This window comes from Sphingomonas sp. SAFR-052, assembly GCF_051965015.1.
Classification (GTDB): Bacteria; Pseudomonadota; Alphaproteobacteria; order Sphingomonadales; family Sphingomonadaceae; genus Sphingomonas.
The window spans coordinates 143,440-162,389 of the sequence record NZ_JBQCMO010000010.1; the positions used below are offsets into that span (position 1 = coordinate 143,440).

An 18,950-nucleotide genomic window follows, 5' to 3' on the forward strand; every position below is an offset into this window, starting at 1 on the left:
TTGCAATAGAGCGGTTTCGAAAGATCGACGTACTGTCACCTTCGTCAACTTCCGCGATCATCAACCACAGCGCAAATCGGTCACTTTGCCCTTGTCGTCGACGACGATGTTCAGCCGGTCGGGTCGGAAGTCCATCGTCACCATCATCCCCGGCCGGATCACCCGCACGGTCCGCGCACCCGACCGCTTGCGCGCATCGTCGGCCATGGTCTCGGTCACCGACTTCCCGACCAGATCGCCGATCGACCCCAGACCGCAGCTATCGATCTGCGGCGCGACCCCCGGTCCGACCGGCCGCGATCCCATGGTCGGCGGCAAGGTCCGTACCGGCGGCGGGGTCTGCTGTTCGGCACAACCGGCCACCGCGACTGCCATCAACGCAAACTGCTTCATTCCACCACCTCCGCGCGGGTCATCTTCAATCGTCCACCCAGCACGGTGAACCCAAGCTGACCCTCGACCAGTGCCAGCGCATCACGCCCGAACTGTTCGAACCGCCAGCCATGCAGGATCGACAACCCGTCGCGCTGTCCGGCGGCCAGCGCCTCCAGATCGTCCGACCGCGCCAGCAGCCGTGCCGCGACCTTGATCTCGTTCGCCCGGATTTTCAGCAGCAGTTTCAGCAGGTCGGCGACCAGCGCGCCTTCCTTGCCCAATGCCGGCTTGCGCTCATCGCGCCCCGGCATCTCGTCGGCGGGCAACGGACGCGCCTCGGCCAGCGCGGTCATCATCCGCGCGCCGATATCGTTATGCGCCCATGCCGCCGATAGCCCGCGCACCTTGGCCAGATCGGCCTGCTTGCGCGGCGGATTGCCCGCGAGATCGGCGATCGTCTCGTCCTTCACGATGCGCCCGCGCGGCAGGTCCTTGCCCTGCGCTTCCAACTCGCGCCACTTGCCCAGCGCCTTCAACCGGCCCAGTACTTCGGGCTTGCGGCTGTTGACGCGAATGCGCTGCCATACCGTCTCAGGATCGTTGAAGTAGTTGGACGGATCGCCGATCCGCTCCATTTCCTCGTCCAGCCACAGCCCGCGCCCGGTCTTGCGCAGCTTGGCCAGCATCTTGGGAAAGATCACCGACAGATGCGTGACATCGGCGATCGCATAGTCGATCTGCCGATCGTCGAGCGGCCGGCGCGACCAGTCGGTGAACCGCGCCCCCTTGTCGACCGTAATCCCCAGATAGGCGTCGACGAGGTTCGAGTAGCCGACCTGCTCGCCCTGACCCAGCGCCATCGCCGCAACCTGCGTGTCGAACATGGGGAAAGGCGTCTTGCCGGTGAGGTTGTAGACGATCTCGATATCCTGGCCCCCTGCATGGAAGACCTTCAACACCTCGTCATTGTCGGTCAGTAGATCCAGCAACGGCTTCAGGTCGATGCCCGGCGCCATCGGATCGATCGCCGCCGCTTCCTCGGTATTGGCGATCTGGATCAGGCACAGTTCGGGCCAATAGCTGTTCTCGCGCATGAATTCGGTGTCGACGGCAACGAAGTCGGACGTGGCGAGGCGGGTACAGAGGGCGGCGAGGGTCGCACTGTCCTCGATCAACGGATGGATATGCATCGCGCCCGCATAGCAAGGTTCCGCGCCTTGACAAAAGGGGGTGGGGGAGGGAAGCGCGACCGCTCGCAACCAATATTCCTTGTTCGTCGCCGGAAGGTTTTCAATGCACGCCTATCGCACTCATAACTGCGGCCAGCTTACGGACGCGAACGACGGCGATACCGTCCGTCTGTCGGGCTGGGTGCATCGCAAGCGCGACCATGGCGGCGTGCTGTTCATCGATCTGCGCGACCATTACGGCATTACCCAGATCGTCGCCGACAGCGACTCGCCCGCACTCGCCCTGCTCGAATCGGCGCGCACCGAATCGGTGCTGACGATCGACGGCAGCGTGAAGCTGCGCAGCGAGGCGACGAAGAACCCGAACCTCGCGACCGGCGCGATCGAAATCTACGCCCGCGCTGCCACGCTCCAGTCGGCCGCGCAGGAACTGCCGATGCCGGTCGCCGGCGAAGCCGAGTACCCGGAAGACATCCGCCTGCGCTATCGCTTCCTCGACCTGCGTCGCGAGCGGCTGCACGCGAACATCCTGCTGCGCTCGAACGTCATCGCGTCGCTGCGCCGCCGCATGATCGATCAGGGCTTTACCGAGTTCCAGACGCCGATCCTGACCGCGTCGTCGCCCGAGGGTGCGCGCGACTATCTGGTCCCCAGCCGTGTGCATCCGGGCAAGTTCTACGCGCTGCCGCAGGCGCCGCAGATGTTCAAGCAGCTGTTGATGGTTGCCGGCTTCGACCGCTATTTCCAGATCGCGCCCTGCTTCCGCGACGAAGACGCCCGCGCCGATCGTTCGCCGGGCGAATTCTATCAGCTCGATTTCGAGATGAGCTTCGTGACGCAGGAAGACGTGTTCGCCGCGATCGAGCCGGTGCTGCATGGCGTGTTCGAGGAATATGCCGATTGGCAGGGCAAGGGTCGCACCGTATCGCCGCTGCCGTTCAAGCGCATTCCCTACCGCGAATCGATGCTGAAATACGGCAACGACAAGCCCGACCTGCGCAACCCGCTGCTCATCACCGACGTATCCGACCTGTTCGTCGGTTCGGGCTTCGGCCGCTTCACCTCGATCGTCGAGGCGGGCGATGTCGTTCGCGCGGTTCCGGCCCCCAAGACTGCCGACAAGAGCCGCAAATTCTTCGACGACATGAACGCCTGGGCGCAGTCCGAAGGGTTTGCGGGCCTCGGCTATGCCACCCGCAAGGGCGGCGAATGGGGCGGCCCCATCGCCAAGAACCATGGCGAGGAGGGCATGGCAAAGATCGCTGAAGCGCTCGGCCTCGGCCCCGATGACGGCGTGTTCTTCGCCGCGGGCAAGGAAGCGCAGGCCGCCAAGCTCGCCGGCCTCGCCCGCACCCGTGTCGCCGAACAGCTGGGCCTGATCGACGACAAGCGGTTCGAATTCTGCTGGATCGTCGACTTCCCGATGTTCGAATATGACGAGGACGCGAAGAAGGTCGATTTCAGCCACAACCCCTTCTCGATGCCGCAGGGCGAGATGGAAGCGCTGGAGACGATGAACCCGCTTGATATCTTGGCGTACCAGTACGACATCGTCTGCAACGGCGTGGAACTGTCGTCGGGGGCGATCCGGAATCATCGCCCGGAAATCATGTACAAGGCGTTCGAGATCGCCGGCTACAGCCAGGAAGATGTCGACACGAACTTCGCGGGCATGATCAACGCGTTCAAGTTCGGCGCGCCGCCGCACGGCGGCTCGGCACCGGGCGTCGATCGTATCGTCATGCTGTTGGCCGACGAGCCGAACATCCGTGAAGTTATCACCTTCCCGATGACGCAGAAGGCGGAAGATTTGATGATGGGCGCGCCGAACTATGCGACGCCAAAGCAGTTGCGCGAACTGAATATCCGCGTGACTGTCGACGGTCCGAAGGAAGGTTGAGTTGGTACGGGGCGGGGGATTGCCCCGCCCCGCTGCGTGTTCACGCGTTTTCGAATGTCTCGCCTTCGAGCACGCGCAGCCGCCCGTCCTCGATCGCAAAGACCGCGCCGTGTAGCTTCAGCTTGCCGGCCTCGACCCGTTCCTTGACGAACGGAAAGGTCATCAGGTTCTTGAGCGAGACCTTCACGCCCTCTTGCTCCAGCGCCTTCTGCCCTTCCGGCCCGGTGCCGTGTTCCGCGACGACCTTCTCACGCGCATCGTCGAGCAGGTCGATCCAGTGCGCGACGAAGCCGCCTTCGCCCGGCTTGGTATTGGCCAGCGACTGGGTGAGGCAGGCATTGACGCCGCCACAGGCACCATGGCCGAGCACCAGGACTTCCTCGACTTCCAGCTTGGTCACCGCGAATTCCAGTGCTGCCGACACGCCGTGCCGCCCGCCGTCATCCTCGAACGGCGGCACCAGATTGGCGACGTTGCGCACCACGAAGATTTCGCCCGGCCGCGCGCCGAAGATCGTCGCCGGATCGACGCGGCTGTCCGAACAGGCGATCACCATCACCTTTGGGCTCTGTCCGGTAGCAAGTTCGCTCCAGCGTTCGCGTTCCTGCTGCCATTCGGTGCCGCGGAAGCGATAATAGCCTTCTTTGAGGTCGCTGAAGTGCATCAGTGAATCTCCATCATATTGTATAAATCTTCCCTCGGGCACACAGACGCACGGCGCGCGCGAACGTTGCAGGCGGTTGTTCGTTTCGCCGCGCATCGCTATCTGACGCCCATGAACGAGATGACGCCGCTGCCCCGCCCCGAGCGGACCCGCAAGCCCGACTGGATCCGGGTGAAGGCACCGACCGGCAAGGTGGTGCAGGAAACCCGCGCGCTGATGCGCTCGAAAAGCCTGACCACGGTGTGCGAGGAAGCGGCCTGTCCCAATATCGGCGAATGCTGGTCGAAAAAGCATGCGACCGTCATGATCCTCGGCGACACCTGCACCCGCGCCTGCGCCTTTTGCAACGTCAAGACCGGCATGCCGCGTGCGGTCGATCCGATGGAGCCGCAGCATGTCGCCGAAGCGGCGGCGGCGATGGGGCTGAACCATATCGTCATCACCTCGGTCGATCGCGACGACCTGCCCGATGGTGGTGCCAAGCAGTTCGTGAAGGTGATCGAAGCGATCCGCGCCGCGAACCCGACCACGACGATCGAGATCCTGACCCCCGATTTCCGCAACAAGCATGAAGCGGCGGTCGAGATGATCGTGGCGGCGCGCCCCGACGTCTACAACCACAATCTCGAAACCGTGCCGCGGCTCTACCCGACGATCCGTCCGGGCGCGCGCTATTACGCCTCGCTGCGCCTGCTCGAAAGCGTCAAGAAGCTCGACCCGTCCATCTTCACCAAATCGGGGATCATGCTGGGCCTCGGCGAGGAGCGGCTGGAGGTGCATCAGGTCATGGACGACATGCGCTCGGCCGACATCGATTTCCTGACCATGGGCCAGTATTTGCAACCCACCCCCAAGCATGCCAAGGTCATCGACTTCGTCACGCCCAAGGCGTTCGACGGGTTCGCCGCCATCGCCCGTGCCAAGGGCTTCCTGCTGGTCGCATCGTCGCCGCTCACCCGGTCGAGCTATCATGCCGGTGACGATTTCGAACGGATGCGGGCGAACCGCGATGCCAAGCTGGGCGTTGTTCGCGCCTGATGCCCAAGCATAGCGAAACCCGCCATTTGCCCTACAGCCCCGAACAGATGTTCGATCTGGTTGCCGACGTCCCGCGCTATGGCGAGTTCCTGCCCTGGGTCAGCGCGATCCGGGTTCGCTCGAGCACCGAGACCGAAATGGTCGCCGACATGATCGTCGGGTTCAAGGGGCTGCGCGAGAGCTTCACGTCGAAGGTGCAGAAGGAACGGCCCGACCATATCCGCGTCGACTATCTCGACGGACCGCTCAAATATCTGAACAACGACTGGCGCTTCCGCCCTGATGGGCAGGGCGGGTGCTATGTCGATTTCTGCGTCGATTTCCAGTTCAAGAGCCGCATGTTCGAAATGCTGGCGGGACAAGTCTTCGACCGCGCGCTGCGCAAGATGATCGGCGCGTTCGAGGATCGCGCCGCCCGGCTTTACGGCGATTCGGGGACGGGTTCCTCAGGCGCAACCTCGGGCGGCAGCAGCAGTTCGAGCGCACACAGCGCAGCCTGAAGCCGGATACCGCCACGGCCGCGATCGCCGAACTGGCGCAGGTCGGCCACGACCTTCGCCGGATCGCCGCCCTTCTCCGCGCGAGCAAACACGACGGTACCGACCGGCTTCTTTTCGGTCCCGCCACCGGGACCGGCGACACCGGTGATCGCCACCGCGACGTCGGCTTGCGTGACTTCCAGCGCGCCTTGCGCCATGCTCCACGCCGTTGCGATCGATACCGCGCCGAACGTCTCGAGCACGTCGGAACTGACCTTGACCAGATCGACCTTGGCCTCGTTCGAATAGGTCACGAAGCCTGCGCCGAACACCTCCGAACAGCCCGGTATCTCGGTGATCGCCGCCGACACCAGCCCGCCGGTGCAGCTTTCGGCCAGCGTGATGCGCCGCCCGGCGGCGCGGTTGGTCTCGACGACCTTGCGGGCGGCGTCGATCAGTTCGGGGGGCAGAATGGTTTCCATTACATCAATTCCGGGCACGTTGTCCGCACAGCGGCAGACGCATTTGGGGGTTGGGCCGGTCGGCATCAATCTGCGCGAATAGCACGATCAGGCCGGCGACGTTGCGCGGGGGCAGCGGCTGGACGAGGTTCGCGGCGCGCTCGATCCGCGGACAATCGGCGGGATCGATATTGCCGACGACCATCGGCGCGATCAGCGACGCCACCAGCGGCGCGGCGAACGATGAATCGAGCAGCTGGATCGCCTGCGGTGCGGTAAGCCGGCCAAGCGCCGCCTTCGCCTGCGGCCACGCTGCCTCGGTTTCGGCTTCGTACCGGGCAAGGAACGGCCCGCCGGTCCGCCGGATCAGCGCGGTGGCGGGCAGCGCGTTGGCGCAGCGTGCGCCCGCCTGCCGGATCAGTTCCGGGGCGACGAACAGCACCAGCGCCTCGGCCTCGGCCGGCGTCACGCACGATGGCGGCGTCTGCGCCGATGCCGAACCGCAAGCGAACAGCGCGAGAAGGGCGGCTAGGCGCTTCATGCCGGCACCCGGATCGTCGCGATCGCCTGCGCCGCGATCCCTTCCTGCCGCCCGGTAAAGCCCAGCCGTTCGCTGGTCGTCGCCTTGATGCTGACCTGCCGTTCCTCAATGCCCAGGATGTCGGCGATCCGACTGCGCATCGCTGCGCGGTGCGGGCCGATCTTCGGCGCCTCGCAGATCAGCGTCAGGTCGACGAAATCAATGATGCCGCCTTCGGCCCGTACCAGCTTGGCTGCGTGCGCCAGAAACTGTCCCGATTCGGCACCGCGCCATTGCGGCTCGCTCGGCGGAAAATGCGTGCCGATATCGCCGGCGCCGATCGTGCCGAGCAGCGCATCGGTGATGGCATGCAGCGCGACGTCGGCGTCGCTATGCCCCGACAGTCCGCGGTCGTGCGGGATCAGCACGCCGCCCAGCCATAATTCCTCGTCCGCTTCGAGCCGGTGGACGTCATAGCCGGTGGCGCTGCGTGACACGAGCACGGGCAGGGCGCGCGCCTCGGCCAGCGCGAAATCGGCCGGGTAGGTGATCTTGTCGAGCATCGGGTCCCCTTCGACCATCGCTACGTCGAGGCCGATCGCGCGCAGCATCTGCGCATCGTCGGTCGCTTCGGCGCTGGCGTCCCATGCGGCATGGGCTTCCCGGATCGCCGGCACCGCAAAAGCCTGCGGCGTCTGCACCCGCACCAGCGCGGCGCGCGGCACGACATCGCCGAGCGCCACACCGCCCTGCGCCAGCGTATCGGCGACTGGCAGCACCGGCACCGCACCCGGCGCGTGATCGAGTACGGCGAGCAGCCGGTCGATCGCGTCCACCGGCACGAACGGCCGCGCCGCATCGTGGATCAGCACCCGTGCCGCATCGCCGATCGCGGCGAGGCCGGCCGCGACGCTCTCGCGCCGGGTCGCCCCGCCCGTGACATGCTCGACGTCGCCGATCGCGGCGCGCAGCGCCTCCTCCTGTCCGACGCCGATCACCACGACCACGCGGTCGATGCCGGGATGGGACGATAGCGCGGCATGGGCATGGGCGACCATCGGTCGTCCGGCGATGGTGGCGAACTGCTTGGGGGTGACGCTGCCCGACCGGGTACCGCTCCCGGCGGCGACGATCAGCGCGACTGTTGGTCCGGTCTGCATGGCCGTCCGCCTAGCGCAAGGCGCCGCCCCCCGCCAGCCTTGCCCTGCGCAGCGCTTTGCGCTAGGGGCTGCCCGACTTTCAGGCACAATCCATGACCCTAGTTCCCATCCGTATCGGCGATGTCGTCATCGACACGCCGGTAATCCTCGCGCCGATGACCGGCGTCACCGACCTGCCGTTCCGCAAGATGGTGCGGCGGCACGGATCGGGGCTGAACGTCACCGAAATGATCGCCAGCCAGGCGGCGATCCGCGAAACGCGCCAGTCGATCCAGAAGGCGATGTGGGACCCGGTCGAGGAACCGGTCTCGATGCAGCTCGTCGGCTGCACGCCCGTTGAAATGGGGGAAGCGGCGAAGCTGGCCGAGGACAAGGGCGCGGCGATCGTCGACATCAACATGGGCTGCCCCGTGCGCAAGGTGACGAACGGCGATGCCGGATCGGCCCTGATGCGCGACCTGCCGCTCGCCGCCGACCTGATCGCGGCGGTGGTGAAGGCGGTGAAGGTGCCGGTCACCGTCAAGATGCGCATGGGCTGGGACCATGCCAGCCTCAACGCCCCCGAACTGGCGCATATCGCCGAAGATCTGGGCGCGCAGATGGTCACCGTCCATGGCCGTACTCGTAACCAGATGTACCGCGACCATGCCGACTGGGCGTTCGTCCGTCGGGTGAAGGACGCGGTCAAGGTGCCGGTGATCGTCAACGGCGACATCTGCTCGGTCGACGACGCGCGCACCGCGCTTGCCCAGTCGGGTGCCGACGGGGTGATGATCGGCCGCGGCGCCTATGGCCGGCCGTGGCTGCTGGCGCAGGTGATGGCGGCGCTGTCGGGCGGGCACGTTCCCGACGATCCCTCGATCGAGGAACAATATCGCCTGATCCTCGACCATTATCACATGATGCTCGACCATTATGGCGCCGAAACCGGCGTCAACATGATGCGCAAGCATATCGGCTGGTACACCAAGGGGCTGCACGGTTCGGCCGATTTCCGGAACAAGGTCAATCAGGAAGCCAGCGCGCAGACGGTGCTGGCGATGCTCGACGAATTCTATGCACCATGGTGCTCGCGCGCAGCGGCGTGATCCCGGCGACGGCGATGCCGGGCTTTGCCGACCTGTTCGCGGGGCTGCCGGTCGCGGCGATCGTCCTCGATGAAGCCGGCTGCATCGCGCACGCCAACGGCGCGGCCGAATTGCTGCTGAACCTGTCCGACCGGGCGATGCGCGGCCTGTCGCTCGAACAGATCATCTCGCTCCCGCCGGGCTATGCCGAGCAGCGCGACGGCCGCGCTTTCGCCAGCTATGACTGCGAATTGCAGCTGAAGCGCGGCGGACGGCTGCGTGTCGATTTCCACGACAGCCCGGCCGCGCACGGATCGGCATGGCGGATCGTGATGCTCTATGGCCTGCGCGCCGGCCATGCGATGCCGCAGGCGGCGGGCGCGCGGGCGGCGATCGGCGCGGCGGCGATGCTGGGGCACGAGATCAAGAACCCGCTGTCGGGTATTCGCGGTGCCGCCCAGCTGCTGTCGGACGATGTCGAGGACCGCCCGGTTCTGACCGACCTCATCATCGCCGAGGTCGACCGCATCGCCGCGCTGATCGACCGGATGCAGGACTTCACCGACGATCGTCCGCGCGAACTGGTGAGCCAGAACATCTATCCGGTGCTGGCGCATGCGGTACAGCTCGCCGCCGCCGGCTTCGCCCGCGGCGTGACGATCGAGGAACGCTTCGATCCCTCGCTCCCCCCGGTCCGGATCGATCGTGACGCCTTCGTCCAGGTCATGGTGAACCTGCTGAAAAATGCCGCCGAAGCGCTCGAGAAGGTGGACGAACCGCGCATCATTCTCGGCACCGCCTATCGCCACGGCATGTCGCATGCCATCGGCGGCGGACGCCGTGCGGTGCCGATCGAGTTGACCGTCACCGACAACGGCCCCGGTGCACCCGCCGACATCGCCGGCCATCTGTTCGAACCCTTCGTATCGGGCAAGCGCGAGGGACGGGGCTTCGGCCTGCCGATGGTCGAGAAGCTGGTCGGCGAAATGGGCGGCCTCGTCCGCTATGCCCGCGAAGGATATCCGCCGATGACCGTGTTCCGCATCCACCTGCCGCGCGCATGACCAATCCGGCTCGCATCCTGCTGGTCGACGACGACGCCGCGATCCGCACCGTCGTCGCGCAGGCGTTGCGCCGCGAAGGCCATGACGTGCAAAGCGTCGCCACCCTCGGCCAGCTCCGCGCCGAGCTGCGCGCCGGTTTGCCCGCCGTGCTGGTCACCGACGTCGTCCTGCCCGATGGCGACGGGCTCGAGATGGCGGCATCGCTCGCCACCGAATATCCCGACCTGCCGATCATCGTCCTGTCGGCGCGCAACACGCTGACCACCGCAGTCCGCGCGACCGAGGCGGGGGCGTTCGACTATCTGCCCAAGCCGTTCGATCTCGACACGCTGGCCCTTGCCGTACGCGGCGCGCTGGCGCGGCGGGCGGGGGCAGCCGACGAACAGCCGGTCGACGCGCTCGATTCGTCGCTGCCGCTGATCGGCCGGTCGCCGGCGATGCAGGACGTGTACCGCGTCATCGCCCGCGTCGTCGCCACCGACCTGACCGTGCTGGTCACCGGCGAATCGGGCACCGGCAAGGAACTGGTCGCCCGCGCGATCCACGATCTCGGCCGCCGCCGCCGTGCGCCATTCATCGCGCTGAACATGGCGGCGATCCCGCGCGAGCTGATCGAGGCGGAGCTGTTCGGCCATGAACGCGGTGCCTTCACCGGTGCTGCACAGCGTTCGGCCGGCAAGTTCGAACAAGCCGCGGGCGGCACACTGTTCCTCGACGAGATCGGCGACATGCCGATGGAGGCGCAGACCCGGCTGCTGCGCGTCCTGCAATCGGGCGAGTTCACCAGCGTCGGCGGCGCTCGCGTGATCCGCGCCGATGTCCGTATCGTCGCCGCCACCAACAAGACGCTGGCGGCACAGGTCCAGTCGGGCCAGTTTCGCGAGGACCTGTTCTACCGCCTGAACGTCGTGCCGATCGCCCTGCCGCCGCTGCGCGAACGTCGCCAGGACATTGCCCTGCTCGCTCGACATTTCCTCGATCAGGCGGCGCGCGACGGCCTGCCGCGCAAGTCGCTGACCGCCGAGGCGCTGGCGCTGCTCGAGGGGCATGATTGGCCCGGCAACGTCCGCGAACTCGAAAATCTGATGCGCCGCGTCGCGGTCCTCGGCCGCGACGCGGTGATCGAAGCGGGCGAGCTGCGCGGCGCGCTGGGGGAGGCGACCGGCCGCCCCGCCGCGCTCCCCGATACCGATCTCGACGAAGCGGTCCGCGCATGGGTTCGTCGCATCGCGCGCGAGGAACCGGCCGCGCTCGACAACGGCACGCTGTACGACCGGCTGATCTCGGACGTCGAACGCCCACTGATCGAAGCGATGCTCGATCGCCACGCCAACAACCAGCTGCGCGCGGCAAAGGCGATGGGGCTGAACCGCAATACGCTGCGCAAACGGCTCGACGATCTCGGCATCGATCCGGCGCTGCGCTCCTATCATGCTGACAAGGAACGCTGATCGGTTCGCTTTCCGACCATGTTGCGATTTGACGTGCTTTGCCGGCGGAATGTTGTAAAACGGCAACTATGGGTGCAGCGTTGACGGAACCGGCTCGGGCCACCTCGATCCCGGCGCGTTGGTTCCCGGCGATCGAAATCGCGGTGCTGCTGCTGGCGATCGCGGTCGGTATCGGCAGCTACTTCCTGTTCGACGGCAGTCAGGCGGCGCGCGGACGCCTGCCATCACCGTCGCTGATGGCGGTCGTGCTCGTCGCCAACCTGATCCCGGCGATGGCGCTGCTGGTGCTGATCGGCCGCCGCATCGCCAAGCGCCGCGCGGCGCGGTCCGAAATCGGTGGCACCGGCACCTTGCATGTCCGGTTGGTCGCACTGTTCTCGATCCTAGCCAGCGTGCCGATGCTGCTGGTGACGGTCGTCGCTTCGTTCCTGTTCCAATATGGTGTCGAGTTCTGGTCGTCGCCAAGCGCACGCGGCATCTTCGAGAATGCCCAAACGCTTGCCCAGTCGTCCTACAACGAGTTTCTCGAAGCGGTCGATAACGAGAATATCGCAGTAGCCTCGGATGTCAGGCGCCTCCTCCTGAACAATCGCGCTTCGATGGAAAGTGAGGAGTTTCGGCTTCTCTATCAGCAAAGCATGTTCATTCGTTCGTTGAGCGACTCCGTCGTGTTTGACATCCCGTCGGACGGACGGCCCAGATCGCTGGCGTCCGCTTCCATCTACGAGGGGCCGTTGCGCTGGAGCATCGACCCCAAGTCGATAGTTGCCCTGCGTTCGGGCAAGAAGAGCTATGTCAGCGTCCGGGGCGGACAGGTGCAGTCGGTGACGAGGGTGCTGGACACGCCCTATTTCGTCTACTCCGCGCGCGATATCGATTTCGCCAAGTTGCAGGAACGCGTCAACCGGACCAAAGCGATCCTTTCCGACTACGACGCGCTTATAAGCCGCTCGCGCAGCGTCCAGTTACGGCTCAATATCGCGCTGTTCGTGGTTTCCCTACTGATCGTCGGCCTCGCCGTGTTCGTTGCCCTCGCTGTCGCCGACCGCCTCGTCCGCCCGGTCGGCGCGCTGGTCGGCGCGGCGCGGCGCATCGCCGATGGCGACCTGTCGGCGCGCGTCCCCGAACCGACCCATACCCGGACCAAGGACGAGATCGGCACACTGGCCAGCGCGTTCAACAGCATGACCGAACGCTTGCAGGAACAGACTGGCGAACTGGTCGCCGCCAATGCGCAGATCGACAGCCGCCGCGCGTTGATCGAGGCGGTGATGTCCGGCGTCAGCGCGGGCGTCATGTCGGTCGGCCCCGACCGGGTCATCCGCCTCGCCAACAGCTCGGCCACCGCCTTGCTCCGTACCGGATCGACCTCGCTGGTCGGCCGTCCGCTCGCCGAGGTCGCCCCCGAACTCGACGCGCTGATCGGCGGTGAGACGCAGGACGCGATCATCCAGCTGGCGGCGGGGGGCGAGGCCAAGACGTTGGCCGTGCGGATCACCCGCGACGATGGCCAGCATATCCTGACCTTCGATGACATCACCCAGCAACTGCTCGACCAGCGCCGCGCCGCATGGTCCGACGTCGCGCGCCGCATCGCGCACGAAATCAAGAACCCGCTGACCCCGATCCAGCTCGCTGCCGAACGGCTGCAACGCCGCTATGGCAGCAAGCTGACCGAGGACGACGGCACCTTCGGCCGGCTGACTGAAACGATCGTGCGGCAGGTCGGCGACCTGCGGCGGATGGTCGACGAATTTTCGTCCTTCGCGCGGATGCCAAAACCGGTGTTCCGCCACGAATCGATCGCCGAACTGGCGCGGCAGAGCCTGTTCCTGCACGAGGTTGCCCATCCCGACATCGACTTCGTCCTCGAAACCGCCGGTCCCGCGCCGCTCGTCTGCGACCGTCGCCAGCTGGGGCAGGCACTGACCAACATCGTCAAGAACGCGACCGAAGCCGTTGCCGCCCGCCCCGAAGGCGCCGACCGCGGCCGGATCGAGATCGACGTGCGCTACGATGCGCAGGGGCGGATGCATATCGACACCAGCGACAACGGCATCGGCCTGCCGGTCGAGCGCGACCGTATCGCCGAACCCTATATGACGACGCGCAAGGGCGGCACCGGCCTCGGCCTCGCCATCGTTCGCAAGATCGTCGAGGAACATTTCGGAACCATATCGTTCGCCGACCGTCCCGGTGGAGGGACGATCGTATCGATCCTCTTCGACCCGGCGATCCTTGCCGCGCTGGCCGGCTCGGGGACCTCGGACGACGACACCCTACAGGAGGTTACAACGCGCCATCCCATGCTTACCCGGACCGGAACACCCGCATGAAGCTCGACATTCTCGTCGTCGACGACGAAACCGATATCCGCGAACTGGTCGCCGGGGTCCTTGAGGACGAAGGGTATGAGACACGCGGTGCCGCCGACAGCGATGCCGCGCTGGAGGCGGTGGCACAGCGGCGCCCGTCACTGGTGCTGCTCGACGTATGGTTGCAGGGGTCGCGGCTCGACGGCCTCGACCTGCTCGACGAACTGAAGGCGCGCGACCCGTCGCTGCCGGTGCTGGTCATTTCGGGGCACGGCAATATCGACACTGCCGTCGCTGCCATCCGCCGCGGCGCCGTCGACTTCATCGAAAAGCCGTTCGAGGCCGAACGCCTGCTGTTTCTGGTCCAGCGCGCGACCGAAACCGAACGGCTGCGGCGCGAGGTCGCCTCGCTGCGCGCCTCGGCAGGGCGCGAGGACGACCTGACCGGCAGCTCGACCGCGATCAACAGCGTGCGGGCGACCCTGAAGCGCGTTGCTGGCACCGGCAGCCGCGTGCTCATCACCGGTGGGGCCGGGGTCGGCAAGGAAGTCGCCGCCCGCCTGCTCCATGGCTGGAGCCAGCGCGCGCAGGCGCCGTTCGTCATCGTCAGCGCGGCGCGCATGACGCCCGAGCGCGTCGACGAGGAATTGTTCGGCGTGGAGGAGGGCGGCAATCTCGTCCGTCCCGGCCTACTCGAACAGGCGCATGGCGGCACGTTGTTCCTGGACGAGATCGCCGACATGCCGATCGCGACCCAGGCGCGCATCCTCCGCGTGCTGACCGATCAGAGCTTTACCCGTGTCGGCGGGACACGCGTGGTGAAGGTCGATGTCCGCGTCGTCTCGGCGACCGCGCGTGACCTGCAACAGGAGATACTCGACGGCAATTTCCGCGAGGACCTCTATTACCGGTTGAACGTCGTGCCGGTGCAGATCCCGTCGCTCGCCGAACGGCGCGAGGACATTCCGCCGCTGGTCGAACATTTCGTCGCGCACTACGCCAATGAACGCCGCGTGCCGACGCCGGAGGTTGCCGCCGACGCGATGATCGCGCTGCAAAGCTATGAATGGCCAGGCAATGTCCGTCAGTTGCGCAACGTGGTCGAGCGCACCGTCATTCTCGCCCCCGGCAACCGGATCGCCCGCATCGATATCGACCTGTTGCCGCCCGAAGTGTTGGGCTCGGCGGGCGAAGGGGGCGGCGGCGCGACCGCCAGCGCGATCATGGGATCGCCGCTGCGCGAGGCGCGCGAGTCGTTCGAACGTGAGTATCTGCGTGTGCAGATCCGGCGTTTTTCCGGCAATATTTCTCGCACTGCGACCTTTATCGGCATGGAGCGGTCTGCGTTGCACCGCAAACTCAAGCTGCTGGGTATTACCGAGACACGCGGCGACGAATAGCGGCGTCGCACCATTGCGAGCGCTGCCGATGCGTCCTAGATTGTTGGTCCGTGCCGCTGGGGCACGGCAACCGGGTGCCGGTCAAAGACACTCACGCGGGAAATTCCCGCCAAGAACAAGGGCAAACCATGGCCGACAGGCACGGGTCGCTTCAGGACCTGTTTCTCAACTCGCTCCGCCGGTCGAAGACGCCGGTCACCATGTTTCTGGTCAAGGGCGTCAAGCTCCAGGGGATCGTGACGTGGTTCGACAACTTCTCGGTGTTGCTGCGCCGCGACGGACAGTCGCAACTCATTTATAAACACGCCATCTCCACCATCATGCCCGCCGGACCCGCCGACCTGTCATCGGTGATCGAGGCGGCGGCGGAGAATACGTCCAAGAATGCCCCGTTGCAGGAAATCTTCCTGAACGCCGTTCGCAAGGCGCAGGAAAACGTCACCATGTTCCTGGTGAACGGGGTCATGCTGCAGGGACAAATCGCGGCATTCGACCTGTTCTGCATGCTGCTCCAGCGCGAGGGCATGTCGCAGCTGGTCTACAAGCACGCCGTGTCGACCATCCAGCCGGCCAATCCGCTGAATCTGGCGGAGGAACAGGCATCGGGAGCGGACGAGGCTTGAGCACCGGTTTCGATCGCGACGCGCAGGAATTCGCGCGCGGCGCAACGGCGATCGTCGTCCTGCCCGACATGGGCGGGTCGGCGCGCGACGCCGATGCCCGGCTGGAGGAAACCGCCGGGCTGGCGCTGGCCATCGGTGTCGAGGTGCGCCACCGCGTGCCGTTCCGCGTCCGCGCGCCCAAACCCGCGACGCTGCTCGGCAGCGGTCAGGTTGACCAGTTGACGGCCATCGTCCGTGACGAAGCGATCCAGCTGGCCGTGTTCGATGCAGCGCTGACGCCCGTACAGCAGCGTAATTTGGAGACGGCGCTCGGCTGCAAGGTCATCGACCGCACCGGGCTGATCCTCGAGATTTTCGGCGAACGCGCCCGCACCGCCGAGGGGCGCCTGCAGGTCGAACTGGCCCACCTCGATTACCAGGCCGGCCGGCTGGTCCGCAGCTGGACCCACCTCGAACGACAGCGCGGCGGGTTCGGCTTTCTCGGCGGTCCCGGCGAAACCCAGATCGAGGCCGACCGTCGCCTGATCCGCGATCGCATGGCCCGGCTGCGGCGCGAGCTGGAGGGCGTATCGCGCACCCGGACGCTGCATCGCGACCGGCGCCAGCGCGCACCCTGGCCGGTCGTCGCGCTGGTCGGCTATACCAATGCCGGCAAGTCGACGCTGTTCAACCGGCTGACGGGCGCCGACGTCATGGCCGAAAACCTGTTGTTCGCAACGCTCGACCCGACGTTGCGACAGGTGTCGTTGCCCGGCATCGACAAGGCGATCCTGTCGGACACGGTGGGCTTCGTCTCGGATCTGCCGACGCAGCTGGTCGCGGCGTTCAAGGCGACGCTTGAGGAGGTCGTGTCCGCCGACCTGCTGATCCATGTTCGCGACGTCGCCCATCCCGATACCGAAGCGCAGGCGGCCGACGTCGAAGCGGTGCTGGCCGAGATCGGCGTGGACGAAACGACCCCGCGGATCGAGGCGTGGAACAAGCTCGATCTGCTGGGCGACGAAGACCGTACCGAGATGCTCGGCGAAGCATCGCACCGCGACGATGTCGTCGCTCTGTCGGCACTGACCGGCGAGGGGGTCGATCGTCTCGTCCGCACCGTCGGCGATCGGTTGACGCAGGGGCACCGCCGCTATCGCATCGCGCTGGCCCCCGAGGACGGCGCCAGTGCCGCATGGCTGCACGCGCATGGCGAGGTCACCGACCACTGGATCGACGACGATCGCGCCCTGTACGACGTGCGCATGGCCCCGGCCGACTACGACCGGTTCCTGACGCGCTGAACCCCGAAGGTGAACGCCGGCGCGCGTTGGCGGAGGACGGCGTCGGGTTCGAAATCGTCTACAGCGCGCGCACCCCTCGCGATCGAGGCGATAAAAGGTTCAAACCCCGGTGTTTTGGAGTATTCTCCACCGCCTCTCGATCGATCCCTATATAAAAAAGGAAGCCACGTGCTCGAGCCGCAACAGCCGCGATTCAGCGAGGCGTATCCCCGCATTCTGATCTCTCAGGTGAATGCGAGACTGGGCACCGAGCGTCCGATCTTGCAGTGGCGCAATCACCATGGCCATGCCATCGGGACGGTGCGCTTCGACTGGAACACCGAGCAACGGTTAATTCTCAAGCCACGCATTCAAGACCTTCCCTACTGCGAAGGTTCGACCACTGAAGTCGAATTGAGTATGACGAGCGAACTAACCGGATATGGTAACCGGCAATACTTTAATATGTGTGAAAGGTGCGGTCAACGTATAAATATAGTCGTCTATTGCGATGGCTTCTGGCGTTGCTCCCGTTGTTTCGGGTTCCGTAACAGATCTGCTTTGATGGACCGTCCGGTCCGGATCACGATGGAACTTGAAGTTCTTGAGAATGAAATTGGGGACGGTCGGCCGTTCCGAATGCGTCAGAAAACCTATGATACGAAGCGCGAACGTATGCGGGAGCTCGTTGCAGCGCTTGGCAAGCAGCCTCGCCGCAGCCCGGACAAGCGCTTTCGCTTTAACATAACTGGTTGCTGGGAAGCGGAGACCGATAGTTTGCTTCATTTCGAAAGTGGGTTTAGCCGCGGGCTGTACTAACAGCCAAAATGAGGTATCGGCTTACCGGGCGCAGCGCGAATGTTTCATGGTCGATGCATCGCGCAGCATGCGACGTCAATCGAGGTGTCGCCACCCGCGACGACCAGTTGGCCAGCCGCTTTCTCGGCATGGTCCATTTCGCTACCGTAAGATGCGGGCTTAAATTCGTCCATGCCGCCTTGCAAGCGCGGGCAGCCGAAGAGGGCGCCCTTCTCGAACAATTGCCCAAACGCACGCGTGGTTGCCGAGGCACCCCTCAAAAGGCGTTTTGTTTTCAAGGGTATCCGTCGGCAATCCTTCGCGTCCGGAGTGCTTCGTAAGAAAGGTGGGCGAGGAGAGGCTCCGAAACAGCGTGAATGAACCTAACGCAGCGGAGGTATTCGAAAATGTATGCTGGCAGCTGCCTTTAGCAACAAACTCCGTCATATTTGGTGCATGATGCAGTATTTGCCTTCGTACTGCGATCAGTGGATCACGCCATCCTGCTCGTAGGGGTCGATCTCGCTCCAACCCATGCGCATGTAGCGGGCACGGATGAGGTTTTGCGCTTGGGCAGCGGTCGCAACCCAGATGACCGGAGCAACGAAGATTAGGAGCGGCCACATGATGAGGGACGTGGCCATCAGGATCAGCATCGATACGATCAGCGGTCGCCATAGGCTGCGTGCGGCCATGTAGAAGACACCGAACAGGAACATCCAGAGCCAGGCAAGCTTGGGTGCGGCCTCGCGCCAGCCGTTGGTCGGATTCTCATATATTGCGGCATATCGGTTCGGATTGAAGACGCGCGGGCGCATAAACGGTGTCCTAAATTGTGGATTTGTGGCAGACGGATGTCAGCGTTCGTCTTGAAGACCGACGCAAGAACGCCAGCGGATGAACTGACCGCCCAAGAAGTCCTTACGGACTTCGATGCGGCTGCCGGTTCCCTCCGGGTAGATCGAGAAGGTGCGCTCGACCCCGCCATAACCGTTCCGAAAGCGGACAACCCGGGCACCATCAGCACGCTCGATCGCCCGCTTGTTGTTCTTAGTCTCGAAGCAACTCACGACCTGCTCGACTGGCATCGTGGTCCTGAAAACCTTCTGAACAGCCCCCAGCGGGTGGTCCGGCATGTTAGTTAGTGCATTGTCGTCTCCGCCGCCATTGCCGGGCGTAGGTG

19 protein-coding genes are annotated in these 18,950 nt (G+C 65.2%); 11 read left to right on the forward strand and 8 right to left on the reverse strand.

The features are described from left to right. Window positions 1-60: 60 nt before the first annotated feature. The gene (locus tag ACTHQV_RS16370; RefSeq protein ID WP_440491793.1) at window positions 61-393 is read right to left on the reverse strand and encodes an I78 family peptidase inhibitor; all 333 of its coding nucleotides are present in this window, start codon (window positions 391-393) and stop codon (window positions 61-63) included. Continuing rightward, window positions 390-1,565: a ribonuclease D gene (gene rnd, locus ACTHQV_RS16375; RefSeq protein ID WP_440491794.1), complete on the reverse strand. Its 1,176-nt coding sequence runs from the start codon at window positions 1,563-1,565 to the stop codon at window positions 390-392. Before rnd ends, ACTHQV_RS16370 begins: the two co-directional genes overlap by 4 nt. A 103-nt stretch (window positions 1,566-1,668) precedes the next feature. On the opposite strand from rnd, the gene aspS reads away from it, so the two are divergent. Then, entirely contained in the window at window positions 1,669-3,465 is a 1,797-nt protein-coding gene (gene aspS, locus ACTHQV_RS16380) for an aspartate--tRNA ligase (protein WP_440491795.1), read from the forward strand. A gap of 40 nt (window positions 3,466-3,505) precedes the next feature. On the opposite strand, the gene ACTHQV_RS16385 is transcribed toward aspS, so the two are convergent. Continuing rightward, window positions 3,506-4,132 (reverse strand): carbonic anhydrase, encoded by a 627-nt coding sequence (locus tag ACTHQV_RS16385; protein ID WP_440491821.1) that lies wholly within the window; start codon window positions 4,130-4,132, stop codon window positions 3,506-3,508. 108 nt (window positions 4,133-4,240) lie between these two features. Here ACTHQV_RS16385 and lipA point away from each other — a divergent pair, with 108 nt between their 5' ends. Both lipA and ACTHQV_RS16395 read left to right on the forward strand, forming a co-directional pair. Next, window positions 4,241-5,167, forward strand: coding sequence for a lipoyl synthase (lipA, locus tag ACTHQV_RS16390; RefSeq protein ID WP_440491797.1), 927 nt, complete (start codon window positions 4,241-4,243; stop codon window positions 5,165-5,167). Next, window positions 5,167-5,667, forward strand: a complete 501-nt coding sequence (locus ACTHQV_RS16395) for a type II toxin-antitoxin system RatA family toxin (protein WP_440491799.1) — start codon at window positions 5,167-5,169, stop codon at window positions 5,665-5,667. The genes lipA and ACTHQV_RS16395 overlap by 1 nt, the downstream gene beginning before the upstream one ends. Here ACTHQV_RS16395 and ACTHQV_RS16400 read toward each other — a convergent pair. From ACTHQV_RS16400 to ACTHQV_RS16410, 3 genes are read right to left on the reverse strand one after another with little or no spacing between them, the layout of a single operon-like run. After that, window positions 5,589-6,128, reverse strand: coding sequence for a CinA family protein (locus ACTHQV_RS16400; protein WP_440491801.1), 540 nt, complete (start codon window positions 6,126-6,128; stop codon window positions 5,589-5,591). The genes ACTHQV_RS16395 and ACTHQV_RS16400 overlap by 79 nt on opposite strands. A 4-nt stretch (window positions 6,129-6,132) precedes the next feature. After that, window positions 6,133-6,648: a hypothetical protein gene (locus ACTHQV_RS16405; RefSeq protein ID WP_440491802.1), complete on the reverse strand. Its 516-nt coding sequence runs from the start codon at window positions 6,646-6,648 to the stop codon at window positions 6,133-6,135. Further along, complete coding sequence (locus tag ACTHQV_RS16410) at window positions 6,645-7,787, reverse strand: bifunctional 2-C-methyl-D-erythritol 4-phosphate cytidylyltransferase/2-C-methyl-D-erythritol 2,4-cyclodiphosphate synthase (RefSeq protein ID WP_440491804.1); 1,143 nt, start codon at window positions 7,785-7,787, stop codon at window positions 6,645-6,647. Before ACTHQV_RS16410 ends, ACTHQV_RS16405 begins: the two co-directional genes overlap by 4 nt. Before the next feature lie 92 nt (window positions 7,788-7,879). Between ACTHQV_RS16410 and dusB the strand changes: the two genes are divergently transcribed. The 8 genes from dusB (at window position 7,880) to ACTHQV_RS16450 (ending at window position 17,788) form a co-directional block, all read left to right on the forward strand. Beyond that, window positions 7,880-8,875 carry a tRNA dihydrouridine synthase DusB gene (gene dusB, locus ACTHQV_RS16415; RefSeq protein ID WP_440491806.1) on the forward strand — a complete coding sequence of 332 codons (996 nt, stop codon included), beginning with the start codon at window positions 7,880-7,882 and terminating at the stop codon, window positions 8,873-8,875. Continuing rightward, window positions 8,851-9,918, forward strand: coding sequence for a two-component system sensor histidine kinase NtrB (locus ACTHQV_RS16420; RefSeq protein ID WP_440491807.1), 1,068 nt, complete (start codon window positions 8,851-8,853; stop codon window positions 9,916-9,918). Before dusB ends, ACTHQV_RS16420 begins: the two co-directional genes overlap by 25 nt. After that, entirely contained in the window at window positions 9,915-11,369 is a 1,455-nt protein-coding gene (ntrC, locus tag ACTHQV_RS16425) for a nitrogen regulation protein NR(I) (protein WP_440491808.1), read from the forward strand. Before ACTHQV_RS16420 ends, ntrC begins: the two co-directional genes overlap by 4 nt. Before the next feature lie 68 nt (window positions 11,370-11,437). Then, window positions 11,438-13,705 (forward strand): ATP-binding protein, encoded by a 2,268-nt coding sequence (locus ACTHQV_RS16430; protein ID WP_440491809.1) that lies wholly within the window; start codon window positions 11,438-11,440, stop codon window positions 13,703-13,705. Continuing rightward, window positions 13,702-15,084, forward strand: coding sequence for a nitrogen assimilation response regulator NtrX (gene ntrX, locus ACTHQV_RS16435; protein ID WP_440491810.1), 1,383 nt, complete (start codon window positions 13,702-13,704; stop codon window positions 15,082-15,084). The genes ACTHQV_RS16430 and ntrX overlap by 4 nt, the downstream gene beginning before the upstream one ends. A 74-nt stretch (window positions 15,085-15,158) precedes the next feature. Then, window positions 15,159-15,707, forward strand: coding sequence for an RNA chaperone Hfq (gene hfq, locus ACTHQV_RS16440; protein ID WP_440491822.1), 549 nt, complete (start codon window positions 15,159-15,161; stop codon window positions 15,705-15,707). Further along, window positions 15,704-16,990 carry a GTPase HflX gene (gene hflX, locus ACTHQV_RS16445; protein WP_440491811.1) on the forward strand — a complete coding sequence of 429 codons (1,287 nt, stop codon included), beginning with the start codon at window positions 15,704-15,706 and terminating at the stop codon, window positions 16,988-16,990. The genes hfq and hflX overlap by 4 nt, the downstream gene beginning before the upstream one ends. A gap of 168 nt (window positions 16,991-17,158) precedes the next feature. Beyond that, window positions 17,159-17,788, forward strand: a complete 630-nt coding sequence (locus tag ACTHQV_RS16450) for a hypothetical protein (RefSeq protein ID WP_440491812.1) — start codon at window positions 17,159-17,161, stop codon at window positions 17,786-17,788. Window positions 17,789-18,252: 464 nt separating this feature from the next. On the opposite strand, the gene ACTHQV_RS16455 is transcribed toward ACTHQV_RS16450, so the two are convergent. Both ACTHQV_RS16455 and ACTHQV_RS16460 read right to left on the reverse strand, forming a co-directional pair. After that, window positions 18,253-18,585 (reverse strand): hypothetical protein, encoded by a 333-nt coding sequence (locus ACTHQV_RS16455; RefSeq protein WP_440491813.1) that lies wholly within the window; start codon window positions 18,583-18,585, stop codon window positions 18,253-18,255. A gap of 39 nt (window positions 18,586-18,624) precedes the next feature. Continuing rightward, window positions 18,625-18,950 (reverse strand): hypothetical protein (locus tag ACTHQV_RS16460; protein ID WP_440491814.1); only part of this gene is annotated, 326 nt, incomplete at its 5' end.